This window comes from Streptomyces endophyticus, assembly GCF_035798155.1.
Lineage (GTDB): Bacteria > Actinomycetota > Actinomycetes > Streptomycetales > Streptomycetaceae > Streptomyces > Streptomyces endophyticus.
Genome location: NZ_JAOZYC010000197.1, coordinates 1 through 18,284 on the forward strand (window position 1 = coordinate 1; position 18,284 = coordinate 18,284).

12 protein-coding genes and 1 pseudogene are annotated in these 18,284 nt (G+C 72.0%); 5 read left to right on the forward strand and 8 right to left on the reverse strand.

Features of this window, described 5'->3' with window-relative positions:
- A pseudogene (locus OKJ99_RS40165) lies at positions 1–965 on the reverse strand (hypothetical protein); the annotation flags it as partial.
- Between the two features lie 382 nt (positions 966–1,347).
- On the opposite strand from OKJ99_RS40165, the gene OKJ99_RS40170 reads away from it, so the two are divergent.
- A complete protein-coding gene (locus OKJ99_RS40170) occupies positions 1,348–4,356 on the forward strand; it encodes a glycoside hydrolase family 3 protein (protein ID WP_326023435.1) in 3,009 nt (1,002 codons plus the stop codon).
- A gap of 114 nt (positions 4,357–4,470) precedes the next feature.
- The gene (locus OKJ99_RS40175; protein WP_326023437.1) at positions 4,471–4,962 is read left to right on the forward strand and encodes an SRPBCC family protein; all 492 of its coding nucleotides are present in this window, start codon (positions 4,471–4,473) and stop codon (positions 4,960–4,962) included.
- Between the two features lie 11 nt (positions 4,963–4,973).
- On the opposite strand, the gene OKJ99_RS40180 is transcribed toward OKJ99_RS40175, so the two are convergent.
- From OKJ99_RS40180 to OKJ99_RS40205, 6 genes are all read right to left on the reverse strand, one after another.
- Positions 4,974–6,164, reverse strand: coding sequence for a glycoside hydrolase family 6 protein (locus OKJ99_RS40180; protein ID WP_326023439.1), 1,191 nt, complete (start codon positions 6,162–6,164; stop codon positions 4,974–4,976).
- Between the two features lie 488 nt (positions 6,165–6,652).
- Positions 6,653–7,807, reverse strand: coding sequence for an XdhC/CoxI family protein (locus OKJ99_RS40185; protein ID WP_326023441.1), 1,155 nt, complete (start codon positions 7,805–7,807; stop codon positions 6,653–6,655).
- A 44-nt stretch (positions 7,808–7,851) separates the two neighbouring features.
- Complete coding sequence (locus OKJ99_RS40190; RefSeq protein WP_326023443.1) at positions 7,852–9,303, reverse strand: NCS2 family permease; 1,452 nt, start codon at positions 9,301–9,303, stop codon at positions 7,852–7,854.
- A gap of 184 nt (positions 9,304–9,487) precedes the next feature.
- Positions 9,488–11,878, reverse strand: a complete 2,391-nt coding sequence (locus tag OKJ99_RS40195; protein ID WP_326023445.1) for a xanthine dehydrogenase family protein molybdopterin-binding subunit — start codon at positions 11,876–11,878, stop codon at positions 9,488–9,490.
- A gap of 5 nt (positions 11,879–11,883) precedes the next feature.
- The gene (locus OKJ99_RS40200; protein WP_326023447.1) at positions 11,884–12,462 is read right to left on the reverse strand and encodes a (2Fe-2S)-binding protein; all 579 of its coding nucleotides are present in this window, start codon (positions 12,460–12,462) and stop codon (positions 11,884–11,886) included.
- Complete coding sequence (locus OKJ99_RS40205) at positions 12,462–13,364, reverse strand: FAD binding domain-containing protein (RefSeq protein ID WP_326023448.1); 903 nt, start codon at positions 13,362–13,364, stop codon at positions 12,462–12,464. Before OKJ99_RS40205 ends, OKJ99_RS40200 begins: the two co-directional genes overlap by 1 nt.
- A 343-nt stretch (positions 13,365–13,707) precedes the next feature.
- Here OKJ99_RS40205 and OKJ99_RS40210 point away from each other — a divergent pair, with 343 nt between their 5' ends.
- A complete protein-coding gene (locus OKJ99_RS40210) occupies positions 13,708–15,414 on the forward strand; it encodes a PucR family transcriptional regulator (RefSeq protein ID WP_326023466.1) in 1,707 nt (568 codons plus the stop codon).
- Between the two features lie 174 nt (positions 15,415–15,588).
- A complete protein-coding gene (locus tag OKJ99_RS40215; RefSeq protein WP_326023449.1) occupies positions 15,589–16,395 on the forward strand; it encodes a hypothetical protein in 807 nt (268 codons plus the stop codon).
- A 13-nt stretch (positions 16,396–16,408) separates the two neighbouring features.
- Here OKJ99_RS40215 and OKJ99_RS40220 read toward each other — a convergent pair whose 3' ends face one another.
- The gene (locus tag OKJ99_RS40220; RefSeq protein ID WP_407700864.1) at positions 16,409–17,191 is read right to left on the reverse strand and encodes a GntR family transcriptional regulator; all 783 of its coding nucleotides are present in this window, start codon (positions 17,189–17,191) and stop codon (positions 16,409–16,411) included.
- Positions 17,192–17,328: 137 nt separating this feature from the next.
- Between OKJ99_RS40220 and OKJ99_RS40225 the strand changes: the two genes are divergently transcribed.
- Entirely contained in the window at positions 17,329–18,183 is an 855-nt protein-coding gene (locus tag OKJ99_RS40225) for a (2Fe-2S)-binding protein (RefSeq protein ID WP_326023450.1), read from the forward strand.
- Positions 18,184–18,284 lie beyond the last annotated feature (101 nt).

An 18,284-nucleotide genomic window follows, 5' to 3' on the forward strand; every position in this document is an offset into this window, starting at 1 on the left:
CGGGTGGCGGCGCACGGGTCCGCGCCCTTCAGCTCGCCCGCGCGCCGCTCGACGGCCGCGCGCACGGCGGGCTCCACCTGGCCGGCCTGCGCCGACTCCGGGAACGTACGCAGGAGTTGGCCCAGTTCGCCGCCCCTGCCGTCGGACTCGGCGGCGCCGAGCTTTCCCGTACCGCACTTCAGGAGCGAGGCGGCGAGCGGCTTGTCCGGCCAGCGGGCGAGGGAGCCGAGGACGGCGCGGTCGACGGTACCCGGCACCGTCCGCAGGTGTTCGAGGGGCGCGACGGCCGCGCAGTGCTCGCCGTCGGCGTACGGCGCGGACACCGCCTTGTAGTAGGCGTCGAGGCTGTCGTGCACGCGGTGCGCGGCCCTGGAGTCCGGGTGGTCGTCGACGAGGTCGCGGTACCGGCCGAGCGCCGTGCGGTAATCGGCGCGCGCCTCGGCGAAGTCGCGGCCCGAGGCCTTCTTGACGAGGGCGTCGGCGCTGTCGAGCCGGTCGAGCAGCATCTCCTCGACGGCGTCGTCCCGCAGACCGCCGTACGCGACGGCGCCCCCGGCGGGCACGGCGAGCAGTACGACACCGAGCACGATCGCCACAACCGGCCGTATCTGTACGGCAGTTGCGGGTGCCCGCAGCCCGCGCCGCGCGCCGTCCGCCACCGCGACGAGCAGCAGCGCCGCGTACCCGATCAGCGCCCATCCGGGGACTCCGTCCGGGTCGGCGGGCAGTGCGAGGGTGAGCAGGGCGGCCGTGGCGGCGACGCACAGCAGGGCGAGCAGGCGGCGGCGTACGAGGACGTATCCCAGGCCGAGCCCGCTGAGGTTGAGCAGCCCCGCCGCGAGGGCGCGCACCGGATCGGCGGGCCCGGTCGGCGGCCGGACGGGGGGACGGGCGGGCGGCCCGAACGCGACTTCCTGCGCGGGACCGAAGGCGGACGGCCCGACCGCGGGAGGCCCCGGCGGCATGGGCGGTACCGGCGGTACCGATGGCTTCGGCGGCCCCGGCGGCATCCGCGGCTCCGGCGGCACCCGCGGCTCCGGTGGCATCTGTGGAGGCGGCCCGAACCCGCCGCTCCCCTGCCGTTCCGCGTCGCCGGACGACGCGCCCCCCTGCCACCTCATCGCGGTCCCCCAACCGTCAGGTGTCACACCCCGAAGCAAACGATCGGGGGCGGCGCCCCGGCTGTCAATCGGTCACAAGTAGCCAACGCGGCGCCATTCCGCCGCCAACTCCCTTTACGTTCCGAACCCTTGACGCCCCCACCCCTCCCCCTTTAACTCAAGCCTTGAATTTAGAAACGGCACGACGCACCACCAGCACCCGCAACGGGACCACCGGGAGGGAACCTTGCGTCACACCGACTCCACCACCAGATCCGGCCGCAGAAGCCGCAGGAGACGCGCGGCGTTACTCGCCGTGTCGGCGCTCGCGGCGGGCCTGCTGCCGCTGACCGGCACCGGGGCCGCATCCGCCGCCGACGACCCCGCACCCACCCCCGTCGACCGCTTCGAGGGCGAGGTGCCCTTCGCGACGCAGCCCGCCGAGGGCATCTTCACGTGGGGCGGCGACACGGACGACCATCCGAAGCTCGAACTCAAGGAACGCGCGGACGCGCCCGAAGGCGCCAAGGTCCTCGAAGGCGCCTACGACATCAGCGGCTACGGCGGCTTCAGCCACGACTACGCCGCCGACAAGCCGGCCCACGACTGGTCGGCGCACAAGGGCGTCCGGCTGTGGTGGTACGGCGACGACTCGGGCCGCAAGCTCACCTTCGAGATCAAGGACGGCGGCGCGCACGGCGAGGCGTCCGAGCTGTGGACGACGTCGTTCACCGACGACTTCACCGGCTGGAAGCAGGTCGAGCTGCCGTTCACGCAGTTCGAGTACCGCACGGACTACCAGCCGGTCGGCGGCATCGACCACGTCCTCGGGCTCGACAGGATGTGGGGCTACGCGGTCACGCTTCCCACGGGCGCGAAGAGCCAATTCGCCATGGACGACGTGGAGTTGTACGGCAAGGCTGACCAGTCGCTGCGCGCGCAGGTGTCGACGGACGCGGCCGTGTACCCGGTGAAGGAGGGCGGTGCGGCGGCGGTGAAGCTGTCGGTCACCACCACCGGGAACGTACCGATCGAGGACCCCGTCACCGTCGAGTACGCCACCGGGGGCGGCACCGCCGACGCGGGCAAGGACTACACCCCGGTCACCGGCAAGGTCACCTTCCCGGCGGGCACCGCGTCCGGCGCGGCCAAGACCGTCACGGTCGCCACCGCCAAGGACTCCGCACGGTCCGAGACCGCCGAGACGATCCCGCTGAAGCTGACCGTCACCGGCGCCAAGCCGCCCGCCGAGTCCCCGCAAGTCGTCATCGACGCGCACGGACTGCCGTATCTCGACACGAAGGCCCCGATCAAGAAGCGGGTCGCCGACCTCGTCTCCCGGATGTCCCTGGAGGAGAAGGTCGGCCAGATGACGCAGGCCGAGCGCGCCGCCCTCAAGTCACCGGGCGACATCGCGAGCCACAACCTCGGCTCACTGCTCTCCGGCGGCGGCTCCGTGCCGACGCCGAACACGCCCGAGGGCTGGGCCAAGATGATCGACGGCTACCAACTGCGGGCGCAGGCAACGCGGTTCCAGATCCCGCTGATCTACGGCGTGGACGCGGTGCACGGCCACAACAATGTCGTCGGCGCCACGATCATGCCGCACAACATCGGCATCGGCGCGAGCCGCGATCCCCAACTCGCCGAGAAGACCGGGGCGGTCACCGCCTCCGAGGTGCGCGCGACCGGCGTCCCGTGGGACTTCGCGCCCTGCCTGTGCGTGAGCCGCGACGAACGCTGGGGGCGCTCCTACGAGTCCTTCGGCGAGGACCCGGCCCTCGTCAAGTCCATGGAGACGATGATCAAGGGCTTCCAGGGCCGCGCGAACGGCAGCGACCTGGACCGCGACGACAAGGTGCTCGCCACGGCCAAGCACTTCGTCGGCGACGGCGGCACCGCGTACGGCTCCTCGACCACCGGCTCGTACACCATCGACCAGGGCATCACGAAGGTGACGCGGCAGGAGCTGGAGGCCGTGCACCTGGCGCCGTTCGGCGAGGCCGTGCGGCGCGGGGTGGGCACGGTCATGCCCTCGTACTCCTCGCTCGACATCATCGGCGACGACCAGGGCCCCGTGAAGATGCACGCCGACGCGGCCATGATCAACGGGGAGCTGAAGAAGAAGCTCGGCTTCGAAGGCTTCGTGATCAGCGACTACGCGGGCATCGACCAGATCCCCGGCGACTACGCGTCCGACGTCCGTACGTCGATCAACGCGGGCCTCGACATGATCATGGTGCCGAACGCCTACGCCGACTTCGAGAAGACCCTGCTCGCCGAGGTCTCCTCGGGCCGGGTCACCGAGGCGCGCGTGAACGACGCGGTCTCCCGCATCCTCACGCAGAAGTTCAAGCTCGGACTCTTCGAGAAGCCGTACGCCGACACCGCCAACAGCGACAAGATCGGCGGGGCCGCGCACCGCGCCGTGGCACGCGAGGCGGCGGCCAAGTCGCAGGTCCTCCTGAAGAACGACGGGAACGTGCTGCCGCTCAAGCCCTCGCAGAAGGTGTACGTCGCCGGGTCCAACGCCGACGACATCGGCAACCAGACCGGCGGCTGGACCGTCTCCTGGCAGGGCTCCTCCGGAAAGATCACGGACGGCACCACGATCCTCCAGGCGATGAAGAAGGCCGCGCCCGCCGCGTCGGTCGACTACTCGAAGGACGCCTCGGCGCCCACCTCCGGGTACGACGTCGGCGTGGTCGTCGTCGGTGAGACCCCGTACGCGGAGGGCGTCGGCGACGTCGGCAACGGCCACGACCTGGAGCTCTCCGCCGCGGACAGGACGGCGGTGGACAAGGTCTGCGGCGCCATGAAGTGCGTGGTGCTGACGGTCTCCGGCCGGCCGCAGCTGATCGGCGACCAGCTGGGCGACATCGACGGGCTCGTCGCGTCCTGGCTGCCGGGCACGGAGGGCGACGGCGTCGCCGACGTCCTCTACAGCAAGAAGCCCTTCACCGGTCAACTCCCGGTCACCTGGCCGAAGTCCGAGGCCCAGCTGCCCATCAACGTCGGCGACGCCTCGTACGATCCGCAGTTCCCGTACGGCTATGGGCTCACGACGAAGGCGACCGGGAGCGGGAGTGGTGACCAGGCGCTCGTGACCGGGGCCCGGCTCAAGGTTCAGCAGAAGGCGGGCGGCAAGGTGACGGCGGCGTGGGCCAAGCCGTTCGCCGAGGCCGAGCACCTCGCCCTCACCGGCGACTACAAGGGGGCGCTGAAGAAGCTGGCCGCGGCGTACAAGGCGGCCTGACCGGCCGGAAGTCGCGCAACTGGGCGCGCGGGGCTCCGAGTTGGGGCCCCGCGCGACACGCCGCCCGACCCCGGGCACGGACCCCGCACCCGGACGTGTGCATACCATCACGACATGACCGCCCATATCAGCATCGTCCGTGACACGTCGCTGCGCGCCTCCGAGGCGTGGCGGCGGCTGACCGACTGGGAGCGGCACGGGGACTCCGTGCCGCTCACCCGTGTCACGGTGACGACCCCGCCGCCGGACGCGGCGGGCACGGTGTTCGTGGCGCGCACCGGCGTCGGCCGGTGCGGCTTCGACGACCCGATGGAGGTCGTCGCCTGGCAGCCGCCGCGCCGCTGCCGGATGGAGAAGCGCGGCCGTGTCGTCACCGGCTGGGCCGAGTTCGAGGTGCGGGCGCTCGGCGACGGCGGCTCGCGCGTCGAGTGGCGCGAGGAGCTGCGGGTACGCGGAGTGCCCCGCGCCGCGGACCGGGTGGTCGCGGCGGCGGGGCGATGGGTCTTCGGGCGGGCGGTGGACGGACTGCTCGACGACGCCCGCGACGACGCCCTCGACGACACCGAGGAGAGCGCCTCCGAAGAAACGTCACCGCACGGGCAGTGACCGGGTGGGCGTCACTTCGCGGGCAGGAGCGGCGGCTCGGCGTACCGCACCAGTTCGAGCGCCTGCTGCGGGAACCAGTCGCCCGCCTTCGGGTCGACCGTGCCCCGCTCCGGGTCCTCGGGGCCCTCGGTGCCGCGCAGGCACAGGCCGTCCGACTCGCCCGGCGTCTTGATCCACAGGCGGGCGTCCTGCAAGGGGTCGCCGGTGCGCAGGGTCGGGCGGGCGCCGAGGCCACGGTCCGGCGGGTTGCACCAGTCCTGTGGGTCGGTGTACTTGCCCGCGGGCGGGGTCCACGGGCCGCGGCCGTTGCGGCTGGAGTCCGTCACGAAGTGCGCCATCCGGGAGGCCGGCACGCGCACGTGCGCGTCGATCCAGGTCTGCGCGTCGGCGCGCGGGGTCCACTGGTTCGGGCAGTCGGCGGCGTCCCCGGCGGACTTCTCGACGTACGCGATGCAGGACGAGATCAGCTTCCCGTACCAGGAGTTGGCGTCGTCGGTGAAGTAGTTCGAGGCGTTGGTGTAGAAGCCGGCCGCGTGCTCGACGCCGCCCTTGATCAGGCGGGGCACGATGGAGTTGACGCTGTGCCAGCCGGGGTGGCCGGTGTCGAGGTAGACGCGGGTGCCGCGCAGCGGCTCCAACCGGTCGACCGCGTAGTTGACCTCGGTGTAGCGCGCGGCGGTCTTGGTGCCCTGGGCGTCGTCCTGGCCGCAGTCGGCGGGGAGCAGGGCGAGCGCGTCGGGTTCGAGGACGACCATGGCGTCGCGGGAGCCGATGCCGCGGGCGACGGCGTCGATCCAGGCCTGGTACTCGGCGGTGTTCGCGGCGCCGCCCGCCGAGTAGTTGGAGCAGTCCCGGCCCGGGATGTTGTAGAGCGCGAACACCGGGAGGGCGGCGCGGCGGTCGGCGTCCCTGACCACGTCGCGGGTGAGTTTCTCGACCTCGGCGGGGCTCTGGTCGCCGAACCAGACGGCCTGCGGCGTGGCGATCATCGCGGTGATCCGGGCGGCGTCGCGGTACTGGCCCGCCTTGACGAGCCCCACGATCTGCCGGGCGGCGTCCGGGTTGGGGTCGGGGGTGTAGAGCCTGGGGCCGTGCCCGTCCGTCGAGGTCGGTGCCTCGGCGCCGGTGGCCTGCGGTGCGGCGATGAGCAGGGTGGAGAGGGCGAGTGCGGTGATCGCGGCGCGTCTGAAGGGTCTTCGCACGGTGACTCCTTGGGCCGGTCGGGCGGGCTCGGGGCGGCGACGGGTCGGCCTTGCGGGGGCTCCCGGTCGTCGCTGCGGGAGCGCTCCCACAGGGTCGGGTGTGGTGCCTTGGGCGTCAAGTAGGCGGGGTGTGCGGCGCGTTGGTGTTACCCGGTCCGTCCTACGCCACGGGGCTCCGCCCCGGACCCCGTGTGTCGATCGCCGGCGGGGCTTGAAGATCCGGGCTCCGCTGCCCCTCGCCCCGAAGCGGGGCCAAAAGATCGGGGCTCCGCCCCGGACCCCGCTGCTCAATCGCCGCAGGGGCTTGATGTGGCTCACCCGCCGCAGGGCTTGATATGCCCACCCGCCGCTGGAGCTTGATTTGGCCACCCGGCGCCGGGCATGCGGGTGGCTGTCGCCGCCTTGGGCAATCTGCCGCCTTGGGCGGCAGGGTGGGCAAGGCGGCGCCACGGTGCCGCGCGACACGGACGACGGGCACCGGCTCCGGTTCAGGCCACCGAGTCGATGCGGCGGGGCGTGTCCGGGTCGTGGTGGATCGGGGTGTGGGCGCCGGTCAGGGAGACGCCGGTGCCGCCGCGGCGGTCGGCGACGATCTCGGAGGCGATGGACACCGCCACCTCCTCCGGCGTACGGGCCCCCAGGTCGTGCCCGATCGGGGACCTGAGCCGCGCCAGTTCCAGCTCGGTCACGCCCACTTCACGCAACCGCTCATTGCGGTCCAGGTGCGTACGGCGCGAGCCCATCGCCCCCACGTACGCGACCGGGAGCCGCAGCGCGAGCTGGAGCAGCGGCACGTCGAACTTGGCGTCGTGGGTGAGGACGCACAGCACGGTGCGGCCGTCGACCTCCGCCGCCACCCGCTCCAGGTACTTGTGCGGCCACTCGACGACGATCTCGTCGGCGTCGGGGAACCGCGCGGCCGTCGCGAACACGGGCCGTGCGTCGCACACGGTGACCCGGTAGCCGAGGAACCTGCCCATCCGCACGAGCGCCGACGCGAAGTCGATCGCGCCGAACACGATCATGCGCGGCGCGGGGACGGACGACTCGACCAGGACCGTCAGCGGCGACCCGCACCGCGAGCCCTGCTCACCTATCTCGACCGTGCCGGTGCGCCCCGCGTCGAGATACGCACCCGCCTCCCCCGCCACGGTGCGGTCGAGCTCCGGGTGGCCCCCGAACCCGCCCTCGTACGAGCCGTCGGGGCGGACGACCAGCGCCCGTCCGACCAACTCCCCCGGCCCCGCCACCACGCGCGCGAGCGCCGCCGCCTCCCCCGTGGCGGCGGCACCCAGCGCGCCCGCGAGCACGTCACGTACGGCCGTATCAGACGCCCGTACAGGCGTGACGAGGATGTCGATGACGCCACCGCAGGTGAGCCCCACGGCGAAGGCGTCGTCGTCGCTGTAGCCGAACCGCTCGAGGACCGGTTCCCCGTCCTCCAGCGCCTGACCGCACAGCTCGTACACCGCGCCCTCCACGCAGCCGCCGGAGACGGAGCCGATCGCGGTGCCCTCGCTGTCGACGGCGAGCGCCGCGCCCGGCTGGCGGGGCGCGCTGCCGCCGACGGCCACCACGGTGGCCACGGCGAAGTCGCGCCCCTGCTCGACCCACCGGTTCAGCTCATCGGCGATGTCCAGCATGTCTCGGTCTCCTCAACGGTTCGTGGAATGGTCCGTGGACGGGCCTAATTGACGCCCATCCAGCTCTCGATCGGGTGCAGGCCGAAGTACACGATGAAGACGAGCGTCAGCACCCACATGAAGGCACCGACCTCGCGGAACTTCCCCTGCGCCGCCTTGATCGCCGTGTACGCGATGACTCCGGCGCCGACGCCGGCGGTGATGGAGTACGTGAACGGCATCAGCGCCACGGTCAGGAACACCGGCACGGCCACGGCCCGGTCGGACCAGTCCACGTGCCGGGCGTTCTGCATCATCATCGCGCCGATGACGACGAGCGCGGCGGCGGCGACCTGGCCGGGCACGATCTGCGCGAGCGGCGTGAAGAACAGGCCGAGCGCGAAGAGGAAGCCGGTGACGACGGACGAGAGGCCGGTGCGCGCGCCCTCGCCGACACCCGTGGCGGACTCGATGAAGACGGTCTGCCCGGAGGCTCCCGCCACACCGCCGATCGCGCCGCCGGCGCCGTCGATGAACAGCGCCTTGGACAGGCCCGGCATGCGGCCCTTGTCGTCGGCGAGCTTGGCCTCGGTGCCGACGCCGATGATGGTGGCCATCGCGTCGAAGAAGCCGGCGAGCACGAGCGTGAACACGATCATGCCGACGGTCATGCCGCCGATGGAGTCCCAGCCGCCGAACTCGACATGTCCGAAGAGCGAGAAGTCGGGCATGGAGACGGCGCTGCCGGTCAGCTCGGGCGGGCTGCCGCCCCAGACCTTCGGGCTGAGGTCGAAGACCGCGTTGACGATGACGGCGAGGATCGTGCCGGCGACGATGCCGATGAGGATGGCGCCGGGGATGTTGCGGGCCTGGAGCATGAAGATGAGCAGCAGGGTGACGGCGAAGAGCAGGACGGGCCAGCCCTTGAGCTGTCCGCCGGTGCCCAGGGTGACCGGGTTGCCCTTGCCGACGAACCCGGCGTTGACCAGGCCGATCAGCGCGATGAACATGCCGATGCCGATGGTAATGCCGTGCTTCAGGGCCAGCGGGATCGCGTTCATGATGATCTCGCGCAGGCCGGTGACGACCAGCAGCACGATCACCACGCCGTACATCACGCACATGCCCATGGCCTGCGGCCACGTCATGTTGGGCGCGACCTGGGTGGCGAGCACGCCGGAGACGGACAGGCCCGCGGCGAGCGCCAGCGGCACCTTGCCGAGGAAGCCCATCAGCAGGGTGGACACGGCGGCGGCGAGCGCGGTAGCCGTGATCAGTCCTGCGTGGCTGAGCTTGTCGCCGGCCGCGTCGGGGCCGCCGAGCAGCAGCGGGTTGAGCAGAAGGATGTAACACATCGCCATGAAGGTGGTGATGCCGCCGCGCACCTCGCGCGCGAACGTCGACCCTCTGTCGGATATGTGGAAGTAGCGGTCGAGCCAAGACCTGCCGGCCGGCTGACGCGAGCCCGCGCCCGCGTCGTCGGCGGTGGTCTTCGGCTCCACGGACTGCTGGGTCATGGTGCCTCGTTTCCCAAGGTTCAAAGGGGCTCCCGTGAACTGCCTTGCGGCGCACGGGTTTTGGGATGGCTGCACGACCCGGGGGACGGCCCGAGACGCAAGGGGGCTCGGGGGACGAGGTCCCCCGGAACCTTTCTCTCTTCCGCCCGGCCCCCGGCGGGGCCGGGGGCCGGGCGGAAACGGACTAGGCGGAACCCGTTCCCGTCAGGTGTTCGGGACGAACCGGCGTCCGGTCGAGCTCCAGGCCCGTCGCGTTCCGGATCGCCGCGAGGACGGCCGGGGTGGACGACAGGGTCGGGGCCTCACCGATGCCGCGCAGCCCGTACGGGGCGTGGTCGTCGGCGAGTTCGAGCACGTCGACCGGGATGGTCGGCGTGTCGAGAATCGTGGGGATCAGGTAGTCCGTGAAGGACGGGTTCCTGACCTTGGCGGTCTTCGGGTCGACGATGATCTCCTCCATCACCGCGACGCCGAGGCCCTGTGTGGTGCCGCCCTGGATCTGGCCGATCACGGACAGCGGGTTGAGCGCCTTGCCGACGTCCTGGGCGCAGGCCAGTTCGACGACCTTGACGAGGCCGAGCTCGGTGTCGACCTCGACGACGGCGCGGTGCGCGGCGAAGGAGTACTGGACGTGCCCGTTGCCCTGCCCGGTGTGCAGGTCGAAGGCCTCGGTGGGGCGGTGCCGCCACTCCTCCTCGACCTCGACGGCCTCGCCTTCGAGGACCTCGGCGAGGTCGGCGAGGACCTCGCCGCCGTCGGTGACGACCTTGCCGCCCTCCAGGAGGAGTTCGGCGGTGGCCCACGCCGGGTGGTAGGTGCCCATCTTGCGGCGGCCGAGCTCCAGGACCTTCTCGCGGACGAGCTCGCAGGCGTTCTTGACGGCGCCTCCGGTGACGTACGTCTGGCGGGACGCGGACGTCGAACCGGCCGAGCCGACCTGGGTGTTGGCCGGGTGGATGGTCACCTGGGTGACGCCCAGCTCGGTGCGCGCGATCTGCGCGTGCACGGTGACGCCGCCCTGACCGACCTCGGCCATCGCGGTGTGCACGGTGGCCACCGGCTCGCCGCCGACAACCTCCATACGTACACGGGCGGTTGAGTAGTCGTCGAAGCCCTCGGAGAAGCCGACGTTCTTGATGCCGACGGCGTAGCCGATCCCGCGAACGACGCCCTCGCCGTGCGAGGTGTTGGACAGGCCGCCGGGCAGCTGGCGCACGTCGGCGCCCTCGCTGGACTCCCACTGGCGCTCGGGCGGCAGCGGCATCGCCTTGACGCGGCGCAGGATTTCGGCGACCGGGGCGGGCGAGTCGACGGGCTGGCCCGTCGGCATGATGGTGCCCTGCTCCATGGCGTTGAGCTGGCGGAACTCGACGCGGTCCATGCCCAGCTTGTCGGCCAGCTTGTCCATCTGCGCCTCGTACGCGAAGCACGCCTGGACCGCGCCGAAGCCGCGCATGGCGCCGCAGGGCGGGTTGTTGGAGTAGAGCGCGATGGCTTCGATGTCGACGTCGTCGAGCACGTAGGGGCCGACGGCGAGGGACGAGGCGTTGCCGACGACGGCCGGGGAGGCGGAGGCGTAGGCGCCGCCGTCGAGCACGATGCGGCACTTCATGTGCGTCAACTTGCCGTCGCGCGTGGCCCCGTGCTCGTAGTACAGCTTCGCCGGGTGCCGGTGGACGTGCCCGAAGAAGGACTCGAACCGGTTGTAGACGATCTTGACGGGCTTGCCGGTGCGCAGCGCGAGGAGGCACGCGTGGATCTGCATCGACAGGTCCTCGCGACCGCCGAACGCGCCGCCGACGCCGGACAGCGTCATCCGCACCTTGTCCTCGGGCAGGCCGAGGACGGGGGCGATCTGACCGAGGTCCGAGTGCAGCCACTGCGTGGCGACGTAGAGGTCGACGCCGCCGTCCTCGGCCGGCACGGCGAGGCCGGACTCGGGGCCGAGGAAGGCCTGGTCCTGCATGCCGAAGGTGTACTCGCCGGAGACGATGAAGTCGGCCTTCTTGGCGGCCTCTTCGGCGTTGCCGCGGATGATCGGCTGGCGGTGCACGATGTTCGGGTGCGGGACGTGGCCGATGTGGTGGTCGTCGCGGTTCTCGTGGACGAGGATCGCGTCCGGCGCGGTCGCGGAGGCCTCGTCGGTGATGACGGGCAGCTCGCGGTACTCCACCTTGATCTTGGCGGCGGCGCGCCGCGCCGTCTCCGGGTGGTCGGCCGCGATGCAGGCGACGGGCTCGCCGTGGTGGCGGACCTTGCCGTGCGCGAGGACCGGGGTGTCCTTGATCTCCAGGCCGTAGTTCTTCACGGCGGTCGGGAGGTCGTCGTAGGTGAGTACCGCGTAGACACCGGGAGTCGCGAGTGCCTCGGCCGTGTCGATCGACACGATCTCGGCGTGCGCCGTGGTGGAGCGCAGAATGTGGCCCCACAACATGTCCTCGTGCCACATGTCGGAGGAGTAGGCGAACTCGCCGGTGACCTTGAGGGTGCCGTCCGGGCGGAGCGTGGACTCGCCGATGCCGCCCTTGGTCTGCGACCCCTGGGTGACCTTGCCGGGGATTCCTGTCGTACCCATGCTGCTCAGACTCCCTCGGGCTCGGTCTGGCGCGCGGCGGCGAGCCGGACCGCGTCCATGATCTTCTCGTAGCCGGTGCAGCGGCAGAGGTTCCCGGAGAGCGCCTCGCGGATGTCCGCGTCGGACGGGTTCGGGTTCTGCTCCAGCATCTCGTCGGCCGCGACGAGCAGTCCCGGCGTGCAGAAGCCGCACTGGACGGCGCCCGCGTCGATGAACGCCTGCTGGATCGGGGCGAGTTCGCCGCCTTCGCCGGTCTGCGAGTCGGTGCCCTTGGCGGACCAGCCCTGCGCGTCCTGAAGCGTCGTACCGCCCTCGTGGGACCCGCACGTACGGGACTTGGCGTGCTCGGCGAGCCCCTCGACGGTGACGACCTCATGGCCCTCGACCTGTCCCGCGGCCACCAGACACGAACACACCGGCACACCGTCGAGCCGGACGGTGCAGGATCCGCACTCGCCCTGCTCGCAGGCGTTCTTCGATCCCGGAAGCCCCATCCGCTCGCGCAGCACGTAGAGAAGGGACTCGCCCTCCCAGACGTCGTCGGCTTCCTGCTTACGGCCGTTGACCGTGAAATTGACGCGCATTACGCGGCTCCCTCCGTGCGAACGCCCGAGCCGCGGTACGACTCCCAGGCCCAGGTCAGCGTGCGGCGCGCCATGACGCCGACCGCGTGACGGCGGTACGAGGCGGTGCCCCGCACGTCGTCGATCGGGTTGCAGGCGCCGGAGCACAGCGTGGCGAACTGCTTGGCGACCGACGGGGTGATGATCTTGCCGTTGTCCCAGAACCCGCCCTCTTCGAGCGCGGCGGCGAGGAACTCCTCGGCCTCCCTGGCGCGGACCGGCGTGGGCGCCGCCGAGCCGATTCCGGTACGCACGGTCCGGGTCTGAGGGTGCAGGGCGAGGCCGAAGGCGCACACCGCGATGACCATCGCGTTGCGCGTGCCGACCTTGGAGAACTGCTGCGGCCCTTCGGCCTTCTTGATGTGCACGGCGCGGATCAGCTCGTCCTCGGCGAGGGCGTTGCGCTTGACCCCCGTGTAGAACTCGTCGATCGGGATGCGCCGGGAGCCGCGGACCGACTCCACCTCGACCTCGGCGCCGGAGGCGAGCAGCGCCGGGTGGGCGTCACCGGCCGGCGAGGCGGTGCCGAGGTTGCCGCCGACGCCGCCGCGGTTGCGGATCTGCGGGGACGCGACGGTGTGCGAGGCAAGGGCGAGACCGGGCAGCTCGCCGCGCAGGTGCTCCATGATCTTGCTGTACGGGACGGAGGCGCCGAGCCGGACGGTGTCGTTCTGAGGCCCCTCGCCCACCTCCCACTCGCTCAGCTCACCGATGCGGTTGAGGTCGAGCAGGTACTCGGGGCGGCGGTGGTCGAAGTTGATCTCGACCATGACATCGGTGCCGCCTGCGATCGGCACGGCTGTGGGGTGCTCGGCCTTCGCGGCGAGCGCCTCCTCCCAGCTGCCGGGGCGAAGGAAGTCCATAACGGCTCTCTTCTCCGTGAGGTTCGTGGATCGGGCAGGGATCGTGCGTGGTTCGTGCGTCGTGTCGTGCGGGGTCGATGCGATGCGTTCGAGCCACGGGATGTGCGGATCACAGGGGCTCGTTCATGTGCTGTTCACGCGGAGTGAGGCAAGTACACCGCCTGCTGCTCCGGCAGTGTCAGTCACGGAAAACATGAACGCGTTGGCTGGCCCATCGGGGTGTCTTGTAGATTCGTATGAACGGGTGGCATCAGTAACCTCACCGTTTCTTCCCGGAAACCCAGGCCACAGGTCTGCGGCGTTCCACTTGGCTACGACTTCAAGACAGATCGGCGGCGACGACATGCGGCTGCGCGCATTGCTGGACACGGACGCGCTGGGCCTCAGGCTGCTCGGCGGGGAGGACGAGCTCGACCGCACCGTCCGCGGCGTGATGACGACCGACCTTCGGGACCCCAGCCGCTATCTGTCCGGCGGCGAGCTGGTCCTCACGGGCCTGGCCTGGCACCGGGAGCCGGCCGATTCGGAGCCCTTCGCCCGGCTGATGGCCGCGGCGGGCGTCGCGGCCGTCGCGGCGGGCACCGCCGAGTTCGGCTACGTCCCCGAGGACTTCGTCGAGGCCTGCGCCCGGCACCGCGTGCCGCTGTTCTCCGTGGCCCAGTCGGTGGCGTTCGGGACGATCACCGAGCACGTCGTACGCCAGGTCTCGGGCGAGCGCGCCGGTGACCTCGCGGCGGTCGTCGACCGGCACCGGCGCATGATGACCTCGGGACCCGCGGGCGGCGGCCCGGACGTCGTCCTCGACCTGCTCGGCAGCGACCTGGACCTGCGGGCCTGGGTGCTCTCCCCGACGGGGCGCGCGATCGCGGGCTCCTCAGCGGCCGGGCCCGAGCTGCCCGCGGCGATCCGCACCCGGCTCGCCGCCGAGCACCTGGCGGCCCTGCGCACCGCACGGCGCAGCCCGCACCGGGTGACGGTGGAGGGAGTCACGTACTCGCTGTTCCCGATCCGCTCGGCGCCGAAGGACGGGCAGGCCGCCGCCGCGCCCTCCCCCGACGTGCGCGCGAGCGCCCTCGCGGACTGGCTGCTCGCCGTCGAGGCGGACGCGGGCGACTGGCCGGAGGAGCGGCTCGACCTGCTGCAAGGCGTCACGCAGCTGATCTCGGTGGAGCGCGAGCGGCGGGACGCGGCCCGCACGGTGCGGCGCAGGCTCGCCCAGGAGATCCTGGAGCTGGTGCAGGCCGGCGCGGCCCCCGCGGAGATCGCGGCGCGGCTTCGCGTCGCGGCGCCCGTGCTGCTGCCGGGGCTCGGCGCGGCCCCGCACTGGCAGGTCGTCGTGGCGCGCGTGGAGTGGACGGACCAGCAGGGCGAGAAGGCCGAGGGCGGGGCCGTGGCCCAGTCGCTCCTGGAGGAGATCCTCATCGCCCCCGAGATCGGAGCGCGCTCCGACTCCGCCGAGCCGTCCGACCGGATCGCCGTGGCGCACAGCGGGGACGAGGCGATCGCCCTGGTGCCGCTGCCCGCCGTGGCTGCGGAGCACGACGGCTCGGAACAGGGGCTGCTCGCGGACACGCTCCTGACGGCCGTGCGCGAACCGCTCGCGGCCGGGCTCGCCGACGACGGGCGCCTGGCGATCGGCGTGAGCGCCGCGGTGCACTCCGCGGAGGGGCTGCGCGGCGCCCTGGAGGAGGCGCGGCACGCACGGCGCGTGGCGGCCGCCCGCACGGGCGTGGTCTGCGCGGCGGGCCACCAGGAGCTGGCGTCCCACGTCCTCCTCCTGCCCTTCGTCCCGGACGACGTGCGCCGGGCGTTCACGGCCCGTCTGCTCGACCCGCTGCGCGATTACGACCACAAGCACCGCGCCGAGCTGATCGCGACGCTGGAGGCGTTCCTCGACTGCGACGGCTCGTGGACCCGCTGCGCGGCCCGGCTGCACCTGCACGTGAACACGCTGCGGTACCGCGTGGGCCGCATCGAGCAGCTGACGGGTCGTGATCTTTCGCGCCTGGAGGACAAGTTGGACTTCTTCCTGGCCCTGCGGATGAGCTGACGCCCCATCACCCCCAGGGGCACCTCCTTAGCGATCTTGGGAGCGCTTGGGAAGCCCATCCCTTTGTGAAATCTTTCACCCACCCCCTTGGCCGGGCACCTTGATCCGTGCTGAGATGCCCCACGGCAACTCGGCTCGATGGCGTGCTCGGAGGGCAATGTGGCGCATACCGCCATGTCTGGTACCGGAACGAACACAGCGGACGATCCACTCCAGACCGCGGTATGGCGGTTGCGTTCGCGCGGCTGCTGGGCCGACGCGGCGGCGCTCCTGGACCATCATGCGACGACGGACGCGGGGGCGGCCCTTCAGCGGGCGGCGCTGCTGGTGGAGCGGTGCCTGTACACGGAGCAGGGGTGGGCGGACGCGGAAGACGCGTTGCGCGCGGCGGAGGCGCTGGCCCACACGGACGAGGAGCGGGGCGCGGCGGCGTGCGAGCGCGGTCAACTCGCGTACGCGGCAACGCTGTTGAAGACGCGGGACCGGGCCGACGAGGCCCGTTCGGCGTTCGGCAGGGCGGCGGCGCTCATCGCTCCGGGTGCGCCGGGCCGCGCGCTGCTCGACTTCCGGCGCGGCCTGATGTCGGAGAACCTGGCGGACTCGCCGCAGGCGGCCCGCGCGGCGTACCGCAGGGCCCACGCGGGCGCGACGGCCCACGGCGACGCGCTCCTGCTCTCCTTCACGTGGCGCCACCTCGCCGGACTCGCCCTGCGGGAGGGCGAGTTGGCGGAGGCGCGGCACGGTTTCACGGAGTCCCTGCGCATCCGCGAGGAACTCGGCTACCTGGTCGGCACGGCCCCGGCACTCGTATCCCTGGCAGAGGCCGAACCGGACCCGGACACGAAGGCGCGATTGCGCGCGGAGGCGGGCCGGTTGTTCCGCTTGCTGGACGGCGTACCTACGTGGTTGGCGGAGGCGCTACCCAATCAAGCCCCGCCGGCGTTTGAGGCGCGGGGCCCGGGGCAGAGCCCCGCGGCGTAGGGACGGCCGACCGTCACCCTCCGATGTGCTCCCGCACCAAGAGGCCCACCGCACCACAGTCCTGCGCCACCAACGCATCCAGCAGCACCACGTGCTGATGCGCGTCCACCGCGAGATCCGACGTCGACCACCCCACCTGCCGATGCAGATCGTCGGCGACGCGAACCACCTGGTCATTGCCCGCGAACGCGAGCAGCGCCCGGTGGAAGACACGGTCCGCCTCCGCGTACCCCGCCCGGTCCCCCACCACGGCGGCCGCCGTGGTGGCGCGGACCAGCGGCCGCAGTTCGGCCCACCGCGCGGGCGCCACCGTGCGCGCGAGCCGCGTCACCACCGGCACCTCGACGAGCGCCCGCACCTCCGCGAGCTCGGCCAGCTCCCGGTCCGAGCGCCGGGTCACCCGGAACCCGCGGTTGGGGACGACCTCGACCGCACCCTCCCGCGCCAGCTGCTGCATCGCCTCGCGCACCGGCGTCGCGGAGACCCCGAAGCGCTCTCCCAGGGCCGGCCCCGAGTAGACCTCGCCGGGCGCGAGGTCGCCGGAGACGAGCGCGGCCCGCAGCGCGTCGAGCACCTGGCCGCGCACGGACGTCCGCTCGACCACCCCACGCGCCACGATCCCCGGCGCGGGCGGCTCGCTGTGGGTGTGCTCACCACGGCTCTGCTCGGGAACGGCGGCCGGTGCGGAGACGGGCACGGTGGGCCGCGACGCCCACGCCGGCATCGACCGCTGCTCCGGCACTCCCATGGAGGAGTCGCGTGCCTCGCGTGGTCTCGTCCGCTCCACCCCGGTCATCCCCTTCGCCGCCGTTCCTTGCCGTTTGTCCGAAGCTCAACGACGAACGATAGAGGGCCGGGCCGACAGTTCAAACCCCACCCCGTTCGGGTAAGGTAAGGCTTACCTGTAAACGATCGTGAATCGGCGGTCCACGCATGCCCCTCACCACGTCGGCGCTCGGCGCGCCCCCCAGCGCGACCTCGGCCGCGTACGCCCGCCTCACCGAGGTGTTCCCGGGCCTGGGCGTCACCGAGGTGCCCGCTGGCGCGGCGCTGCCCGAGGGTGCGGGCTGGGTGCACACCGAGCGGCTCGCCGAGGGCGGCGCCGCGCTCGACGCCTTCCTCGCGTGGGACAACGCACAGGTACTCAAGGACTACGGCACCAGCGCCCGCCCCGACGTCATCGCGAGCTTCGGCCTGCACCGCTACGCCTGGCCCGCCTGCCTGCTCATCACGGTCCCCTGGTTCCTGCACCGCCGCGTGCCCCGCTTCCCGGCATCCGAGGTCGCCTTCCAGCGCACGCTCGGCCGGCTCGCGGTCCACGTCACCGAGTTCGCCTGCCTCCCCGACGACCCGGCGGCGAACCTGCCCGGCGCCCGCGTCGTCCCCGACGAGGAAGCCCTGCGCGCCGAGGTCCGCGCGGCCGTCGCCGAGCACCTGCAGCCCGTGCTCGCCGGCTTCGGGCCGCGGATGCGGCGCGGCCCGCGCGCCCTGTGGGGCATGGCGACGGACGAGATCGTCGAGTCCCTCTGGTACGTCGGCCACCTCCTCGGCGAGGAGCGGCGCGCCATGAACGACCTGGAGGCCCTGCTGCCCGGCGCCACGAAGCCGTACGTCGGGAAGGCCGCGTTCCGCGAACTGACGGGCCCCGAAGGGGAGTTGCTGCCCACCAGGGACCGGGCGAGCTGCTGCATGTTCTACACGCTGCGCCCGCAGGACACCTGCGTGACCTGCCCGCGCACCTGTGACGCGGACCGGATCGGCAGGCTCACCGCGAGCGCGGCGGCCTGAACCACCCGTTCGAGTGACGTAATTCGAACCCAACTTCCCTTTTTCCAGCGGTAGTTCGAGCGTACGGCCGCTTTACGCGCCCCCTCACACTCCAATGGCGT

What these genes read in the sequence shown, in the direction of transcription:
- OKJ99_RS40205 (WP_326023448.1), bottom strand. Translation starts at nt 13,364, where the DNA reads ATGGACTTCCTTCGCCCCGGCAGCTGGGAGGAGGCGCTCGCCGCGAAG.
- OKJ99_RS40190 (WP_326023443.1), bottom strand. Translation starts at nt 9,303, where the DNA reads ATGACCCAGCAGTCCGTGGAGCCGAAGACCACCGCCGACGACGCGGGC.
- OKJ99_RS40210 (WP_326023466.1), top strand. Translation starts at nt 13,708, where the DNA reads ATGCGGCTGCGCGCATTGCTGGACACGGACGCGCTGGGCCTCAGGCTG.
- OKJ99_RS40185 (WP_326023441.1), bottom strand. Translation starts at nt 7,807, where the DNA reads ATGCTGGACATCGCCGATGAGCTGAACCGGTGGGTCGAGCAGGGGCGC.
- OKJ99_RS40220 (WP_407700864.1), bottom strand. Translation starts at nt 17,191, where the DNA reads ATGACCGGGGTGGAGCGGACGAGACCACGCGAGGCACGCGACTCCTCC.
- OKJ99_RS40225 (WP_326023450.1), top strand. Translation starts at nt 17,329, where the DNA reads ATGCCCCTCACCACGTCGGCGCTCGGCGCGCCCCCCAGCGCGACCTCG.
- OKJ99_RS40215 (WP_326023449.1), top strand. Translation starts at nt 15,589, where the DNA reads ATGTCTGGTACCGGAACGAACACAGCGGACGATCCACTCCAGACCGCG.
- OKJ99_RS40200 (WP_326023447.1), bottom strand. Translation starts at nt 12,462, where the DNA reads ATGCGCGTCAATTTCACGGTCAACGGCCGTAAGCAGGAAGCCGACGAC.
- OKJ99_RS40175 (WP_326023437.1), top strand. Translation starts at nt 4,471, where the DNA reads ATGACCGCCCATATCAGCATCGTCCGTGACACGTCGCTGCGCGCCTCC.
- OKJ99_RS40195 (WP_326023445.1), bottom strand. Translation starts at nt 11,878, where the DNA reads ATGGGTACGACAGGAATCCCCGGCAAGGTCACCCAGGGGTCGCAGACC.